Here is a 12,871-nt window from a genome sequence, read left to right as displayed (position 1 = left end):
TTGGCCGGCGCGCCAGCCTCCCGACGAAAAGCGACCGGTCAGAACACCCCGGAGAGCTTCAGCGCATGGTAGATCGCGGCCAGGCCGAGGATGGCGAAGGCGGCGGCGGCCAGGCGGCGGATCAGGTTCAGCGGCAGGCGCTCGGCGGCGAAGTTGCCGGCCAGCACTACCGGCACGTTGGCGATCAGCATGCCCAGGGTGGTGCCGATGACTACCAGCCAGAAATGCGGGTACTGCGCGGCCAGCATCACGGTGGCGACCTGGGTCTTGTCGCCCATCTCGGCGAGGAAGAAGGCGATCAGGGTGGTGAGGAAGGGGCCGAACTTCTTCAGCGAGCCCTCTTCGTCGTCATCCAGCTTGTCCGGAATCAGGGTCCAGCCAGCGACCGCCAGGAAGCACACGGCCAGTACCCAGCTCAGCGTGCTTTCCGAGAAGAACGAGGCGACCCAGCTGCCAACGGCGCCGGCGGCGAAGTGGTTGGCCAGGGTGGCGGCGATGATCCCGGCGATGATCGGCCAGGGCTTGCGGAAGCGCGCGGCGAGGACGAGGGCGAGCAGTTGCGTCTTGTCGCCGATTTCCGCGAGGGCAACGATCAGGGTTGGGACGAAGAGGGATTCCATCAGACTTCCTAAGGGGGCGGGTCGACTAATCACCATGACACGCGCCACCTGCCCGCCCCGGGTCAGGTTGCTCGTGTCATAGGTCTTGTCAAACCCCGGCCTGAACGCTGCAGGCCTGGATCGTACGCGCCATGGTCTGCGGACCAAGTGTGTTGACGCGTACCGGGCGAGCAGGGCGCTCGCGGGAGACTACTCCCCTAGGACGGGGCGCATTCTGCCCAAGTCCTGGGACTTGGGCAAGCCTGCGCGTCGGATCAGTCGCGGGTGGGGCGAATGTCCATGTCTTCGTAGCGGATGAAGCGGGTCTTGTTCTTGAAGCGATACCCCAGCCAGATGGCGAGGAACAGCGGGATGGTGATGTAGGTGGCGATCAGGCCGGCCCAGTCCACGTGCTCACCGACGAAGGCCTGGTAGTTCTGCCCCAGGGTGATGATCAGGCAGAGGACGAAGGCGAACAGCGGGCCGAAGGGGAACCACTTGGCGCGGTAGGGCAGGTCGTTGAGGTTGCCGCCCTGCAACACGAAGCCCTTGCGGAAACGGTAGTGCGACACGGCGATGCCCAGCCAGACGATGAAGCCGCACATGCCCGAGGCGTTGAGCAGCCAGGTGTAGACGGTCTTGTCGCCGATGAAGCTGGTGAGGAAGCACAGCGCGCCGATCAGCGTGGTGGCGTAGAGGGCATAGCGCGGCACGCCGCTTTCGGACACCTGGGTGAACAGGCGCGGCGCCTTGCCCTGGGTGGCCATGGTGTAGAGCATCCGGGTGGAGGCATACATGCCCGAGTTGCCCGCCGAGAGGATCGCCGAGAGGATCACCGCGTTCATCACGCCCGCAGCGGCGGCCAGACCCGCGCGCTCGAACAGCAGGGTGAAGGGCGAGGTGCTGATGTCGCTGCTGTCGGTCTTGAGCAGGTTCGGATCGGTGTAGGGAATCAGCATGCCGATGACGAAGATCGACAGAATGTAGAACATGAGGATTCGCCAGAACACCTGGCGGATTGCGATGGGAATGGACTTCTGCGGGTTCTCCGATTCGCCCGCGGCGACGCCGATCAGCTCGGTACCCTGGAACGAGAAGCCGGCGATCATTGCCACCCCGATCATCGCCTGCAGGCCGCCGACAAAGGGTGCGTCACCGGTGGTGAAGTTGCTGAAACCGGGGCTGTCGATGCCGTGCATGATGCCGATGATGCTGGCCAGGCCAATGCCGATGAATACCACGACCGCGACGACCTTGATCAGCGCGAACCAGAACTCGCTCTCGCCGAAGCCCTTCACCGAGAAGAAGTTGAGCATGAACATGATGCCGAGGAAACCGGCGCTCCAGTACATGCCCGAGACTTCCGGGAACCAGAACTTCATCACCAGCTGCGCCGCCACCAGCTCCGCAGCGATGGTTACCGCCCAGTTGTACCAATAGTTCCAACCCATGGCGAAACCGAAGCCATCGTCGATGAAACGGCTGCCATAAGTGCAGAACGAGCCGGAATCTGGGATGTAAGCGGCCAGCTCGCCGAGGCTGGTCATGAGGAAGAACACCATCAACCCGATCAGTGCATAGGCCAATAGCGCGCCGCCCGGTCCCGCCGTGGCGATGGTACTGCCGGAGGCGACGAACAACCCGGTGCCGATGGAGCCGCCGATGGCGATCATGTTCAGATGGCGCGGTTTCAGAGAGCGCTTGAGGTGATGCGGCTTCTCTTTCGGCCCCATGGCGAAAGTCAGTTCGACGTCATCTTTGATTCTGCGATTCACGGGTGTCCTCGATAGTTCAGGGCGAGCGGCGGTGCGCCGATCCGGGCAGGCTCGGTGGAGTGTAGTGCGAGCCTGGGATCAGCGCCGGGCGCTGTAGATACGGAAGCCGTCAGCCTCGGCCAGGGTGCGGCAGGGGCCCAGGTGCTGTTCGATCAGCGGCGGGTATTTCAGGAAGCTGTTGGCCACCAGGCGCAGCTCGCCGCCGCTCGCCAGGTGGCGGGCCGACTGGCGCAGCAGGTGTTCGCTGGCGGCGTAGCTGGTGTGCACGCCCTGGTGGAAGGGCGGGTTGCTGACGATGGCGGCCAGGTTCTCCGGTGCGGCGTCGATGCCGTCGCCGGCGATCACTTCGCCCTCCAGGCCATTGGCGGCCAGGGTCAGGCGGCTGCTCTCGACGGCAAAGGCGTCGACATCCAGCAGGGTCAGCTGGCTCTGTGGATAACGTCGCTTGAGCGTGGCGCCGAGTACGCCGGCGCCGCAGCCGAAGTCCAGCAGGTGGCCGGTCGGCAACTTGTCCAGGTGCTCCAGCAGCAGCGCGCTGCCGCGATCCAGGCGGCCATGGCTGAACACGCCGGGCAGGGTGACGACTTGCAGCGGGCCGTCGGCCAACGGCAGTTCGTAGCGTTGCGCGAGGGCGTGCAGATCAGGCGCGGCGGGGGCGCCGTCGATGTGCGTGTGCCACAGCTGGCAGTGGCGGGCGCTGTCCAGCTTGCTGGCGCGGCCGAATTCGCCGAGCTGCTTGCTGGCGCGTTCGACGCCGGCGCGTTTCTCTCCGACCAGGTACAGCTCGCCGTCCGGTACGCAGTTGGCCAGTGCGGCGAGCAGGTAGTCGGTCAGTTCGCGGGATTTGGGCAGGAACAGCACGGCGGCGTCGAACGGGCCATCGGGCGGCGTCGCGCCGAAGTGGCAGCGGTCGGGATAGCGGCCATCGAGCTGCCGGGCGTCGCCGGCGTGCCAGCTCCAGCCCCGGGCCTGCGGCAAGTCGCCGAGCAGGGCGTCGGCGGGCAGGCCGGCGAGCAGGACGCGGCCCTGGAAGCGCTCGATCTGGCGCAGCAGCACTTCACTGGTAGGGGCGTTGGACATGCGGCCTCCTCGAAAAAAGGGCGCGAGTTTAGCAGGGCTGCCGTGGCCGAGCCTAGGCGAGCCGTACCTCGGCGTTCTTCCAGAAGTCGTCGCCACGCAGTTCCAGCGCTCCTGCCGCGACTTGTTCGCGCAGGCGCCAGGCGGCCAGCAGGTCGCTGACGAACAGGCCATCGACATAGGCCATGGTTGGGCCGATCAGCGACTGCACCGGGCGCCAGGACTCGCTGGCGCTATCCAGCAGGATGCGGTCGATGTGCGCGTAACCGGCGCCGTTCAGTTGGCCATCCAGCCACAGGCGCAGCTCGGCGTTTTCAGCCAGGGCACGCTGCCAGTCCGCCGCCAGGCTCTGGCGTTCGGCGACGTCCAGCTCGTGGCTGGCGGCCAGGGCGTTGGCCAGTTCGACGGGCTTGAGCATGGCGATGGCGTGGCGGTCTTCGCTGCGGCACTGGCCGCTACCGGCGCCAACACTGCGTAGGATGATGTTCGCCGGCAACAGCGCGCAGACGCGGCGCAACATTAGTTGCTCGCTGGCACTGTCGCCGTGCCAGAGCTTGACGGAACTGACGTCCGGGCTGCGCAGCCAGTTCACTTCGGTGGCCATCTCGAGGGCGATTTCCCGCTCGCGCAGGGCTTCGCCACCCAGCTCATGCCAGAACGCGGCGCGCTGCTGGCAGGGCGGGTTATCCACATCACTCAGCGGGCCGACCGCGAGGTCGTCCGGCAGCACGCGAATTTTCTTCTCGGTCAGCACGCCTGCCTCGACGGCTCGGCGCAGGGCATCGGCGGCGCCGTCGCCGCAGACCAGGTGCAGGCTCATGGCGCCACCACCCGACGCGGTTCGCCGGCGAAGAAGCCGGCGGCGTTCTCGCTCAACTGGCCGACGATGCGCTGCCTGGCCTCACGCGCGCCCCAGGCACTGTGCGGGGTGAGGATGAAGCGCGGGATATCGCCGGCCAGCAGCGGGTTGCCGTCCCTGGGTGGCTCGACGCTGAGCACGTCGAAGGCCGCGCCGCCGAGATGGCCGCGGCGCAGGGTGTCGGCCAGTGCCTGCTCGTCGACCAGGCCGCCGCGGGCGGTGTTGATCAGGTAGGCGCCGGGTTTCATCAGGTCCAGTTCGCGCTGGCCGATCAGGTTGCGCGTGGCGTCGGTCAGCGGGCAGTGCAAGGTCAGGGCGTCGACCTGCGGTAGCAGCTCGTCCAGCGCCAGGCGGTCTGCTCGGGCTGGGCGGCCGGGCAGGGCGCCGAACAGAACGCGCATGCCGAAGGCTTCGGCCAGCCTGGCCACCGCGCCGCCCAGTTCGCCGTGGCCGAGCAGACCGAGAGTCTTGCCTTCCAGTTCGACGATGGGGAAGTCCAGCAGGCAGAACTGCGGCGCCTTCTGCCAGCGGCCTTCGCGGATCGCTGCCTGGTAATCGGGCAGGCGGGTGGCCAGCGCGAGCAGCAGCATCAGGGTGTGCTGGGCCACCGACGGGGTGCCGTAGCCCTGGCAGTTGCTCACGGTCACGCCGTGCCGGCGCGCGGCGTCGAGGTCGACGTTGTTGGTGCCGGTGGCGGCTACCAGGATCAGCTTGAGGTCCGGGCACTGCTCGAATACCTCGGCGCCGATGCGAACCTTGTTGCTGATCGCCACCTGCGCGCCTCGCAGTCGTTCGGCCACCTCCAGGGTGTCGCTGCGCCCGTGCAGGACCAGTTCGCCGAACGGCGCGCGCAGCGGCGCGAGGTCGAGATCACCGAGGTCGAGGGAGGCATGGTCGAGGAAGACGGCGCGAGCAGGATTCATGAGCGATGACACCTTGATCGGAAGGGCGGGGTGAAGGGGATTCTCGGCAGAACCACTGCCGTGGACAACCCGGTCTGCCCGCAGATGTGGAGTGAGGGAGCCGCGTATTGATGGTAGATGTTCGAGTGAAAAGTCTGACAGACGTTTCGGTTTTCCCTCATCTGCCAGTCCGCGCCGGGTTTCTAGAGTGCTCCCATCGAAATCTCGAGGTGATTGGCGATGATGGGTTGGGTTTTCTCCGGTCTAGCGGCCTTTGGGGTCACGACAGCGGGCATGCTGGCAGCTCGGGCCTGGTTTCGGATCGTGCCTGCCGTTAGTGTTCCCATTCGGCGCCGGTGGGCGGCCTTGACTCCGGGACACGAAGCTTTGCTGTGTTTCGGCACGCTGATGGCGGCCTGCGAGGGGCGCGACCTGGGCTTGCGCTGCGATCGACCGGGCTCGGCTGAATGGGGGCGAGAGTTGGCCGAAGGCTGGGGCATCCGTGACTCCGCCTCCGCCCGCGAGACCTTGCAGGGGTTGCTGGCGAAGGCTCAGGGTGGACAGTCCGACGAAGATTTCCAGCGCCTGCAGCGCAACGAACCGAGTGTCTTTGACGGCGAGCAGCGGCTGCGTTGGCAAAGAGCGAAACGGGCCTGGAGTCGTGCCGGCCTGAGTTTGCCTCCGGGGCTGTCGATGGCGGCTCATGACCACGAATGCATCGCCTCTCTGGCCAAAAAGTGCCATGAGTGTGGCTATCTCACGCGTTCGGAATTCTGGCTGACCCTGGCCTGGGTAGCCGAAGATGCGGCATGGCACTTCGTCGATTGGCAGGCTTATGCCGCGTCTTTCGTCATGGCCCGGGCCATCCTGGTCCGCCAGGGACCGCCTGCGACGGAGGTCATCAAGGCCATGCGGCATCTGCTGGGCGGGCGACAGGAGAGCAACGAGCTGGCAGGGCTCTGGCGAGCGCATCCTCTGTCGGGTATCCGGGTCGATGAGGTGGCCATTCAATCTGAACGAAGGCTCGCCCGGCAGATATGGCCGGCACAGGACTCCCTGCTGGCGTTGGGCGCTTTGATCGCCAGCAGCGGTGGTGCGCGGGTCGACCGCCTGGCCATCGCTCCCGAGGAGCATGAGCTGCACGCGCGCTGGCTGGCGACCCATTGGCGAGCATTCGACAGTAGCCAGGTCATGGCACGAGTGGATTGGCTACTGGATACGGGCAGTCGGGCGAAACTGGACCCTGTGCTGGTGACATCGGCTGGCAAGCCTCAGGCCCAGGGCCTGCGGATCGAGCGTGCGTGCCGTGCCTTGCTCAGGGCCGGTCATGATCCGGCGCTGATACAGGGATGTCGCACGCTGCTGGCCTATGACCTGGAACGAGCGGCATTCGGCGCACGCCTGGCCTTCAGTGCTGGCTTGCTGGACGAGGAGCGTTTACGGAATGCGCTGCGTCACATGGCTCGGCAGGCTCGTGCCGCCTTCGACACCTGGGAGCAATACCTGGTGTCCGTGATCCTGGGGCATGCCATGGCCAATGAGGACTGGCGGGTAGGCAAGCAGTTGCTGCACAGCGGCATGGTCCTGCTGGACGGCATCACTCCCTTCGCCGAATTCCCCTCGCCGTGGCAAGCCTGCCCGTTGACGCAGCTACCGATCCTGCACGGCGTAGCACCTGCCTCGGTGCACTGAGGCATGCCGCGCGGTCGTCGCGACTTGTCGGCTGCCGGGCACTTCGTATAGAACCTGTGGCTTTCCACGGATGTTCGGAGGCGCGATGTACTGGGCGGAGTTTCTCACGGTGGCGTTCATTCACCTGCTGGCGGTGGCCAGCCCCGGCCCGGATTTCGCCGTGGTGGTGCGCGAGAGCGTGACCCACGGCCGTCGCGCCGGTACCTGGACGGCCCTGGGCGTGGGTAGCGCGATCTTCCTGCATGTCACTTACTCGCTACTGGGCATCGGCCTGATCGTGTCGCAGTCCATCGTGCTGTTCAACGCCCTGAAATGGCTGGCGGCGGCGTACCTGCTGTACATCGGCTTCAAGGCGCTGCGGGCGCGGCCAGTCGATCCGGCGGCAGCCGAAACACTTGCCGCGCCGGTTGCCCGCACCGCGCGCGGTGCCTATGTCGCCGGCTTCGTCACCAATGGCCTGAATCCCAAGGCCACGCTGTTCTTCCTCTCATTGTTCACGGTGGTGATCAATCCGCACACACCGCTGCTGATACAGGCCGGCTATGGCGTCTACCTGGCGTGCGCCACCGCGGCTTGGTTCTGCCTGGTGGCGCTGCTGTTCAGCCAGCAGCGCGTGCGGGCCGGTTTTGCCCGCATGGGGCATTGGTTCGACCGGGTGATGGGCGTCGTGCTGGTCGGGCTGGGTATCAAGCTGGCCTTCACCGAACTGCGCTGAGTCGATGTTGGAGGGCGCCAGTGGCGCCCTCCTGTGGACTTACTTCAAGGCCCGGATGCGGGCTACCTCTTCGGCGCTAACAGCCCCTGTCCGGTAGCCCCAGGCCGAGCGCAGGAAGCTGGCCAGTTCCGCCACCTGGACATCGCTCAATCGCCAGTCGAATGCCGGCATGCTCAGGCCTGTGGGCGCTGCCTGAGTGACCGGCATGCTGGAGCCATGCAGGATGATGCGAATCAGCGAGTCAGGGCTGGCGCCCAGCACCGCCGAGTTGCCTGCCAGACGCGGGAAGGTGCTTCGATAGCCTTGGCCGTCGCTGCGGTGGCAGGCGCTGCAGTTGTCCAGGTAGAGCTCCTCGCCAGCATTCTGCGGCTTTCCTTCGGCCAGACGTTCACTGGTGTTGTCACTGCCTACGGTTGCCACTGCGCGCCCGGCGGAGAGTGACTTCAGGTAGACCGCGACGGCCTTGAGGTCTGCATCACTGTAGTACTGGGTGCTGTGCGCCACCGCCTCGCCCATGGGGCCGAAGGCAGCCGTGTGGGTATTGCGCCCCGCCTTGAGGAACTCCACCAGATCGGCTTCTGACCAGTCCTGCAGGCCGCTGCCAGTGGCGCCGGTCAGGTCGGCGGCATACCAGCCGGCCAGCTTGGCGCCGCTGAGGTAGCTGGTTCCGTTCTGGTCCAGGGCTTTTTCCTGGAAAGCGATGCCGCGCGGTGTGTGACAGGTGCCGCAGTGGCCCAGGCCTTGAACCAGGTAGGCACCGCGGTTCCACTCCGGCGTTTGGGTGACGACCGGCTGATAGGGCCTGGCTTCGACGAACAGGGCGTTCCAGAGGCTCAGGGGCCAGCGCATGCTCAGCGGCCAGGGAATGCCGGTCGCAGGATTCTCGGTGGGGTCGGCCAATACCCCGTGCCTGAAGTAGGAATACAGATCGCTGACGTCTTCGTCGCTGAGCCGGGAGAACGATGGATAGGGCATTGCCGGATACAGGTGGCGGCCGTCCGCTGCGACGCCCTTGCGCAGGGCATCGCCGAATTGCTCCAGTGAGTACGAGCCGATGCCGTTGCGGGTGTCAGGTGTAATGTTGGTGGAGTACATCGCGCCCAATGGCGATTGCAGTGCCAGTCCGCCGGTGAAGGGGCGCTTCGGATCGACGGTATGGCAGGCGGCGCAGTCGCCCAGTTGGGCCAGGTAGCGGCCACGGGCAATGGCGGTGTCCAGGTCTTGGGCGGCGTCGGCCTGGACCGACTCCATGGCCAGCAGGAGGGCCAGTGGAAACAGAACGGATTTCATGGCGTCTCTCCTCAGGCGGATACCAGCGGACCGGGGTGCTTCAGGTACTGCTGGCGGATGGCGTTGGCCGCCCAGTAGGCCAGTGCGCCGACGATGCCGGTGGGGTTGTAGGCCATGTTCTGCGGGAAGGCGCTGGCACCCAGGACGAACAGGTTCGGCACGTCCCAGCTCTGCAGGTACTTGTTCACCACGCTTTGCCCTGCGTGCTCGCCCATGATGGCGCCGCCCGTGGTGTGGGTGCTCTGGTAGTTGCGCCAGTCGAAGCGTGAGCCTGGCTTGGGCCCGCCGGAGAAGCTGTATCGCGGGTTGAGTACACGGGCCATTGCTTCCATGCGCCGGACCATGAACTGTGCCTGGAGGATGTCGTTCTGTTTCCAGTCAAAGGTCATGCGCAGCATCGGCAGGCCGTGCTCGTCGGTGTAGCGGGGGTCGAGGTCCAGGTAGCAGTCGCGGTAGGCCATGCTCGAGCCTTCGGCGTGCAGGCCCATGTTGTGGTTGTAGTTGTCCCTGATTGCCTGCTTCCAGCCGCTGCCCCAGGCGGGGGCGGTGTCCGGCAGGACCATCTGCTGGATCGGCCGCCCACCACTGGTGGAGGAGGACAGGTAGGCGCCGCCGACGAAGCCATTGCCCTGGCTGAAGAACGCCTCGTTGTTGAAGTCGTCCAGGCAGGTGTAGCCGGCACCTGCACCGACGAAGGGATTGAAGTGCTTGTCCTTGTCGAAGAACAGGGTCACCGCCGAGTTGGTCTGGTAGGCGTAGTTCTTGCCGACCACACCGGTGCCGCTGATGGGGTCGTACGGCTTGCCGATCTTCGAGAGCAGCAGCAGGCGCACGTTGTGCAGCTGGAAGGCGCTGAGGATGACCAGGTCCGCCGGTTGCTCGACCTCGCGACCCTGGGCATCGATGTAGGTCACGCCAGTGGCCCTGCGTCCGGTGGAGTCGGTGTTGATGCGGATGACCTTGGACTGGGTGCGCAGCTCGAAGTTGGGCTGGGTGAGCAGGACCGGGAGGAGGGTCGACTGTGGCGAGGCCTTGGAATAGTTGAAGCAGCCAAAGCGCTCGCAGTAGCCGCAGTAGTTGCACGGTCCCATCTGCACGCCGTAGGGGTTGGTGTAGGGCTCGGTGCAGTTGGAGGCGGGGCAGGGGAAGGCGCTCAGGCCCAGCTCTTTGCCAGCCTGGGTCAACAGCTCGCCGGCGTAGAGGGTTTTCATCGGCGCGGTGGGGTAGGGGTTCTGTCGTGGTGCCTCGAACGGGTTGCCGCCGGCAATCTGCTGGCCGCGCAGGTTGCCGGCCTGGCCGGCGGTGCCGCAGACCTTCTCGAAATGATCGAAGTAGGGCTCCAGCTCGTCGTAGGTCACGCCCCAGTCCTGAATCGTCATGCCCTCGGGGATGGCGTTGGCGCCGTGGCGCTCCAGGGTGTTGCTGCGCAATTGCAGGTCATAGGGCTGCATGCGCCAGTGCTGACCGTTCCAGTGCACGCCGGCGCCGCCCACGCCGTTGCCGGGCAGGAAGGCGCCGAGGCGACGGTAGGGCACGGCCTGGTCTGCGGGCGTGTGGCGGATGGTGAGGCTTTCCTTGGCGAGGTTCTGGAACAGCTTGTAGCGGATGCCATAGGTCAGCTCGTCAGCCATGCGCGGGTAGGCGAAGTCGGGGGAGGTGTTGCGCATCTCCCCGCGCTCCAGCGCGACCACCTTGAGGCCGGCTTCGGTGAGTTCCCTCGACATGATCGAGCCGGTCCAGCCCAGGCCGATGACCACGGCGTCGACGGGTGCCATCTTCAGTGCGCTCATGGCTCAGCTCCTGCGCCCGGCAATGTCGACCGGGCCTTGGGGGTAGTGGGCGTTGGGCCGTGAGGCCCAGTCGGCAAAATCGGCGCGGGCGCCGGGGAAGCCGATCAGCTTCCACGAGGCCATGGTCCGGTTGCCGCCATGGATGGGGTCGCTGAGCCAGCCTTCGCGGGTGTTCTGCAGCAGTTGCTGGAAGAACATCGGGGCGGGGCAGTCGTCGCTCAGCGCTACCGCACCTTTCTCCAGTTGGCCGAGCAGCGCGTCCTGCCGGGCGGGGGCCAGTTCGTGGAAGTACTTCCCGGAAAACAGTTGCTGGCAGTGGGCGTTCAGCGCGGCGATGCCGACGCGGTAGATGTCGCGCGGGGCCAGCAGGCTCTGGAAGCCCAGCTCCGGTGCTGCCGGCAGGGAGGGGCCCTTGAGGTACCAGATGCCGCCATGGCCGTAGAGGGTTTCCATCTGCCGGTCGATGAACGCCGGCACGCCCTCGGCGACTGCGCCGGGGCCATTGTCATCGCTGGGGATCAGGCGGTCGCAGGCGGCCAGCAGGAACAGCCATTCCTCATCGTTGAAGTACAGCGGCACGTAGCTGCCGTCGGTGGGCTTGGCCTCTTCTGCCGCGGGCGGCGCGGTCTCGGTGGTGGCACTGTCGGCCAGCAGGCTGGCGCTGCCCAGCAGGGTCACAGCTGGAATCAGGGTCAGCGAGCTTTTCAGGAAGCGACGGCGAGCGGGCTCGTCATCGTTGAAGTCGTTGGACATGGAAGGGCACTCTCAGACGAAGAGACTGCCCATGCTAGGGAGCGTGGCGCCGGGTTCTTGCCCCCGTGTTCGGATGATGGGGGCGGAAATTTCCGTGCTTTTGGACGCAGGGTTGCGCCTCATGCTCGGTGTCCAGGTCGATGACCTGAAACGAAGAAGGGGCGCCGAGGCGCCCCTTCTTCATGCCGGATCGAGAATCAGACCAGCTCGATCGCCACGGCGGTGGCTTCGCCGCCACCGATGCACAGCGAGGCCACGCCGCGCTTGCCGCCCTTCTTCTGCAGGGCGTTGATCAGGGTGACGATGATGCGCGAGCCGGTGGAGCCGACCGGGTGGCCCTGGGCGCAGGCGCCGCCGTAGACGTTGACCTTGGCGTGGTCCAGGCCGTGTTCGCGCATGGCGAGCATGGTGACCATAGCGAAGGCTTCGTTGATCTCGAACAGGTCGACGTCGTCCTTGCTCCAGCCGGCCTTCTTGAACAGGTTGGTCATGGCGCCGATCGGGGCCAGGGTGAACTCGGCCGGGTCCTGGCTCTGGGTGGCGTGGGCGACGATCTTCGCCAGCGGCTTCAGGCCACGGCGTGCGGCTTCTTCGGCGGTCATCAGGACCAGCGCGGAAGCGCCGTCGGAGATGGAACTGGCGTTGGCGGCGGTGATGGTGCCGTCCTTGCGGAAGGCCGGGCGCAGGCCAGGAATCTTGTCCAGGTTGGCGGTCAGCGGCTGCTCGTCGTCCTTCACCATGGTCTCGCCCTTGCGGGTGGTGACGGTGACCGGGACGATTTCCGAAGCCAGCGAACCGTCCTTGATGGCGGCCTGGGCGCGCTGCAGGGACTCGATGGCGTAGGCGTCCATCTCTTCGCGGGTGACGTTGTACTTATCGGCGGTTTCCTGGGCGAACGAGCCCATCAGGCGGCCGGTGCGGGCGTCTTCCAGGCCGTCGAGGAACATGTGGTCCTTGATCTCGCCGTGGCCCATGCGCAGGCCGGTGCGGGCCTTCTCGATGACGTAGGGGGCGTTGGACATGCTTTCCATGCCACCGGCGACCATCACGCTGTTGGTCCCGGCCTTGAGCAGGTCATGGGCCAGCATCACGGCCTTCATGCCCGAGCCGCAGAGCTTGTTGATGGTGGTGCAGCCGGTGGCGGCGGGCAGGCCGGCGTTCAGCGACGCCTGGCGGGCCGGGCCCTGTTTCAGACCGGCGGGCAGCACGTTGCCCATGATCACTTCCTGCACGTCCTCGGGCTGGATGCCGGCACGGGAAATGGCTTCGCGGATGGCGATGGCGCCCAGGTCGACGGCGGAAACGCCGGACAGGCTGCCCTGGAAGCCGCCCATGGGAGTACGGGCGCCGCTGACGATGACGATCTCGGACATGACTAACCTCTTCGCTCTTGTTGTGATGCGCTATCTGGGTACCGGG

The 12,871-nt window shown here is 66.1% G+C and carries 11 protein-coding genes and 1 riboswitch; of the genes, 2 read left to right on the top strand and 9 right to left on the bottom strand.

The annotated features are described in order from the left end of the window. Positions 1-38 precede the first annotated feature (38 nt). The 5 genes from ACKI1H_RS30260 to ACKI1H_RS30240 all read right to left on the bottom strand — a co-directional run bounded on the left by ACKI1H_RS30260 (position 39) and on the right by ACKI1H_RS30240 (position 5,233). A complete protein-coding gene (locus tag ACKI1H_RS30260; RefSeq protein WP_138522165.1) occupies positions 39-620 on the bottom strand; it encodes a TMEM165/GDT1 family protein in 582 nt (193 codons plus the stop codon). Positions 621-710: 90 nt separating this feature from the next. Then, positions 711-830: riboswitch (yybP-ykoY riboswitch) on the bottom strand. A gap of 44 nt (positions 831-874) precedes the next feature. Next, positions 875-2,332, bottom strand: a complete 1,458-nt coding sequence (locus tag ACKI1H_RS30255) for an amino acid permease (protein WP_138522387.1) — start codon at positions 2,330-2,332, stop codon at positions 875-877. A 120-nt stretch (positions 2,333-2,452) separates the two neighbouring features. After that, positions 2,453-3,454, bottom strand: a complete 1,002-nt coding sequence (locus tag ACKI1H_RS30250) for a methyltransferase (protein WP_440467240.1) — start codon at positions 3,452-3,454, stop codon at positions 2,453-2,455. A gap of 52 nt (positions 3,455-3,506) precedes the next feature. After that, on the bottom strand, positions 3,507-4,271 hold the full coding sequence (locus ACKI1H_RS30245; protein ID WP_440467239.1) for a DUF3658 domain-containing protein: 765 nt from the start codon (positions 4,269-4,271) through the stop codon (positions 3,507-3,509). Beyond that, a complete protein-coding gene (locus ACKI1H_RS30240; RefSeq protein ID WP_440467238.1) occupies positions 4,268-5,233 on the bottom strand; it encodes a 2-hydroxyacid dehydrogenase in 966 nt (321 codons plus the stop codon). The genes ACKI1H_RS30245 and ACKI1H_RS30240 overlap by 4 nt, the downstream gene beginning before the upstream one ends. Positions 5,234-5,578: 345 nt before the next feature. Between ACKI1H_RS30240 and ACKI1H_RS30235 the strand changes: the two genes are divergently transcribed. Both ACKI1H_RS30235 and ACKI1H_RS30230 read left to right on the top strand, forming a co-directional pair. Beyond that, positions 5,579-6,904 carry a DUF1266 domain-containing protein gene (locus tag ACKI1H_RS30235; protein ID WP_440467237.1) on the top strand — a complete coding sequence of 442 codons (1,326 nt, stop codon included), beginning with the start codon at positions 5,579-5,581 and terminating at the stop codon, positions 6,902-6,904. A gap of 85 nt (positions 6,905-6,989) precedes the next feature. After that, complete coding sequence (locus ACKI1H_RS30230; RefSeq protein ID WP_138522155.1) at positions 6,990-7,619, top strand: LysE family translocator; 630 nt, start codon at positions 6,990-6,992, stop codon at positions 7,617-7,619. 39 nt (positions 7,620-7,658) lie between these two features. Here the strand turns inward: ACKI1H_RS30230 and ACKI1H_RS30225 are convergent, their stop codons facing one another. The 4 genes from ACKI1H_RS30225 to ACKI1H_RS30210 form a co-directional block, all read right to left on the bottom strand. Beyond that, complete coding sequence (locus tag ACKI1H_RS30225) at positions 7,659-8,909, bottom strand: cytochrome c (RefSeq protein ID WP_440467236.1); 1,251 nt, start codon at positions 8,907-8,909, stop codon at positions 7,659-7,661. Positions 8,910-8,920: 11 nt separating this feature from the next. Then, a complete protein-coding gene (locus ACKI1H_RS30220; protein WP_440467235.1) occupies positions 8,921-10,699 on the bottom strand; it encodes a GMC family oxidoreductase in 1,779 nt (592 codons plus the stop codon). A gap of 3 nt (positions 10,700-10,702) precedes the next feature. Beyond that, complete coding sequence (locus tag ACKI1H_RS30215) at positions 10,703-11,452, bottom strand: gluconate 2-dehydrogenase subunit 3 family protein (protein WP_440467234.1); 750 nt, start codon at positions 11,450-11,452, stop codon at positions 10,703-10,705. Between the two features lie 197 nt (positions 11,453-11,649). Then, positions 11,650-12,825 (bottom strand): thiolase family protein, encoded by a 1,176-nt coding sequence (locus tag ACKI1H_RS30210; protein ID WP_440467233.1) that lies wholly within the window; start codon positions 12,823-12,825, stop codon positions 11,650-11,652. Positions 12,826-12,871 lie beyond the last annotated feature (46 nt).

Source organism: Pseudomonas sp. YH-1 (assembly GCF_051990045.1).
In the GTDB taxonomy this organism is placed as follows: Bacteria; Pseudomonadota; Gammaproteobacteria; order Pseudomonadales; family Pseudomonadaceae; genus Pseudomonas; species Pseudomonas nicosulfuronedens.
The sequence above is the reverse complement of the archived record's forward strand: the minus strand, read 5'-3'. Positions and strand labels throughout refer to the sequence as shown.

Excerpts from the sequence above, each read along its gene's own strand:
- ACKI1H_RS30260 (WP_138522165.1), bottom strand. The coding sequence starts at position 620 with ATGGAATCCCTCTTCGTCCCAACCCTGATCGTTGCCCTCGCGGAAATC.
- ACKI1H_RS30255 (WP_138522387.1), bottom strand. The coding sequence starts at position 2,332 with ATGGGGCCGAAAGAGAAGCCGCATCACCTCAAGCGCTCTCTGAAACCG.
- ACKI1H_RS30250 (WP_440467240.1), bottom strand. The coding sequence starts at position 3,454 with ATGTCCAACGCCCCTACCAGTGAAGTGCTGCTGCGCCAGATCGAGCGC.
- ACKI1H_RS30245 (WP_440467239.1), bottom strand. The coding sequence starts at position 4,271 with ATGAGCCTGCACCTGGTCTGCGGCGACGGCGCCGCCGATGCCCTGCGC.
- ACKI1H_RS30240 (WP_440467238.1), bottom strand. The coding sequence starts at position 5,233 with ATGAATCCTGCTCGCGCCGTCTTCCTCGACCATGCCTCCCTCGACCTC.
- ACKI1H_RS30230 (WP_138522155.1), top strand. The coding sequence starts at position 6,990 with ATGTACTGGGCGGAGTTTCTCACGGTGGCGTTCATTCACCTGCTGGCG.
- ACKI1H_RS30225 (WP_440467236.1), bottom strand. The coding sequence starts at position 8,909 with ATGAAATCCGTTCTGTTTCCACTGGCCCTCCTGCTGGCCATGGAGTCG.
- ACKI1H_RS30220 (WP_440467235.1), bottom strand. The coding sequence starts at position 10,699 with ATGAGCGCACTGAAGATGGCACCCGTCGACGCCGTGGTCATCGGCCTG.
- ACKI1H_RS30215 (WP_440467234.1), bottom strand. The coding sequence starts at position 11,452 with ATGTCCAACGACTTCAACGATGACGAGCCCGCTCGCCGTCGCTTCCTG.
- ACKI1H_RS30210 (WP_440467233.1), bottom strand. The coding sequence starts at position 12,825 with ATGTCCGAGATCGTCATCGTCAGCGGCGCCCGTACTCCCATGGGCGGC.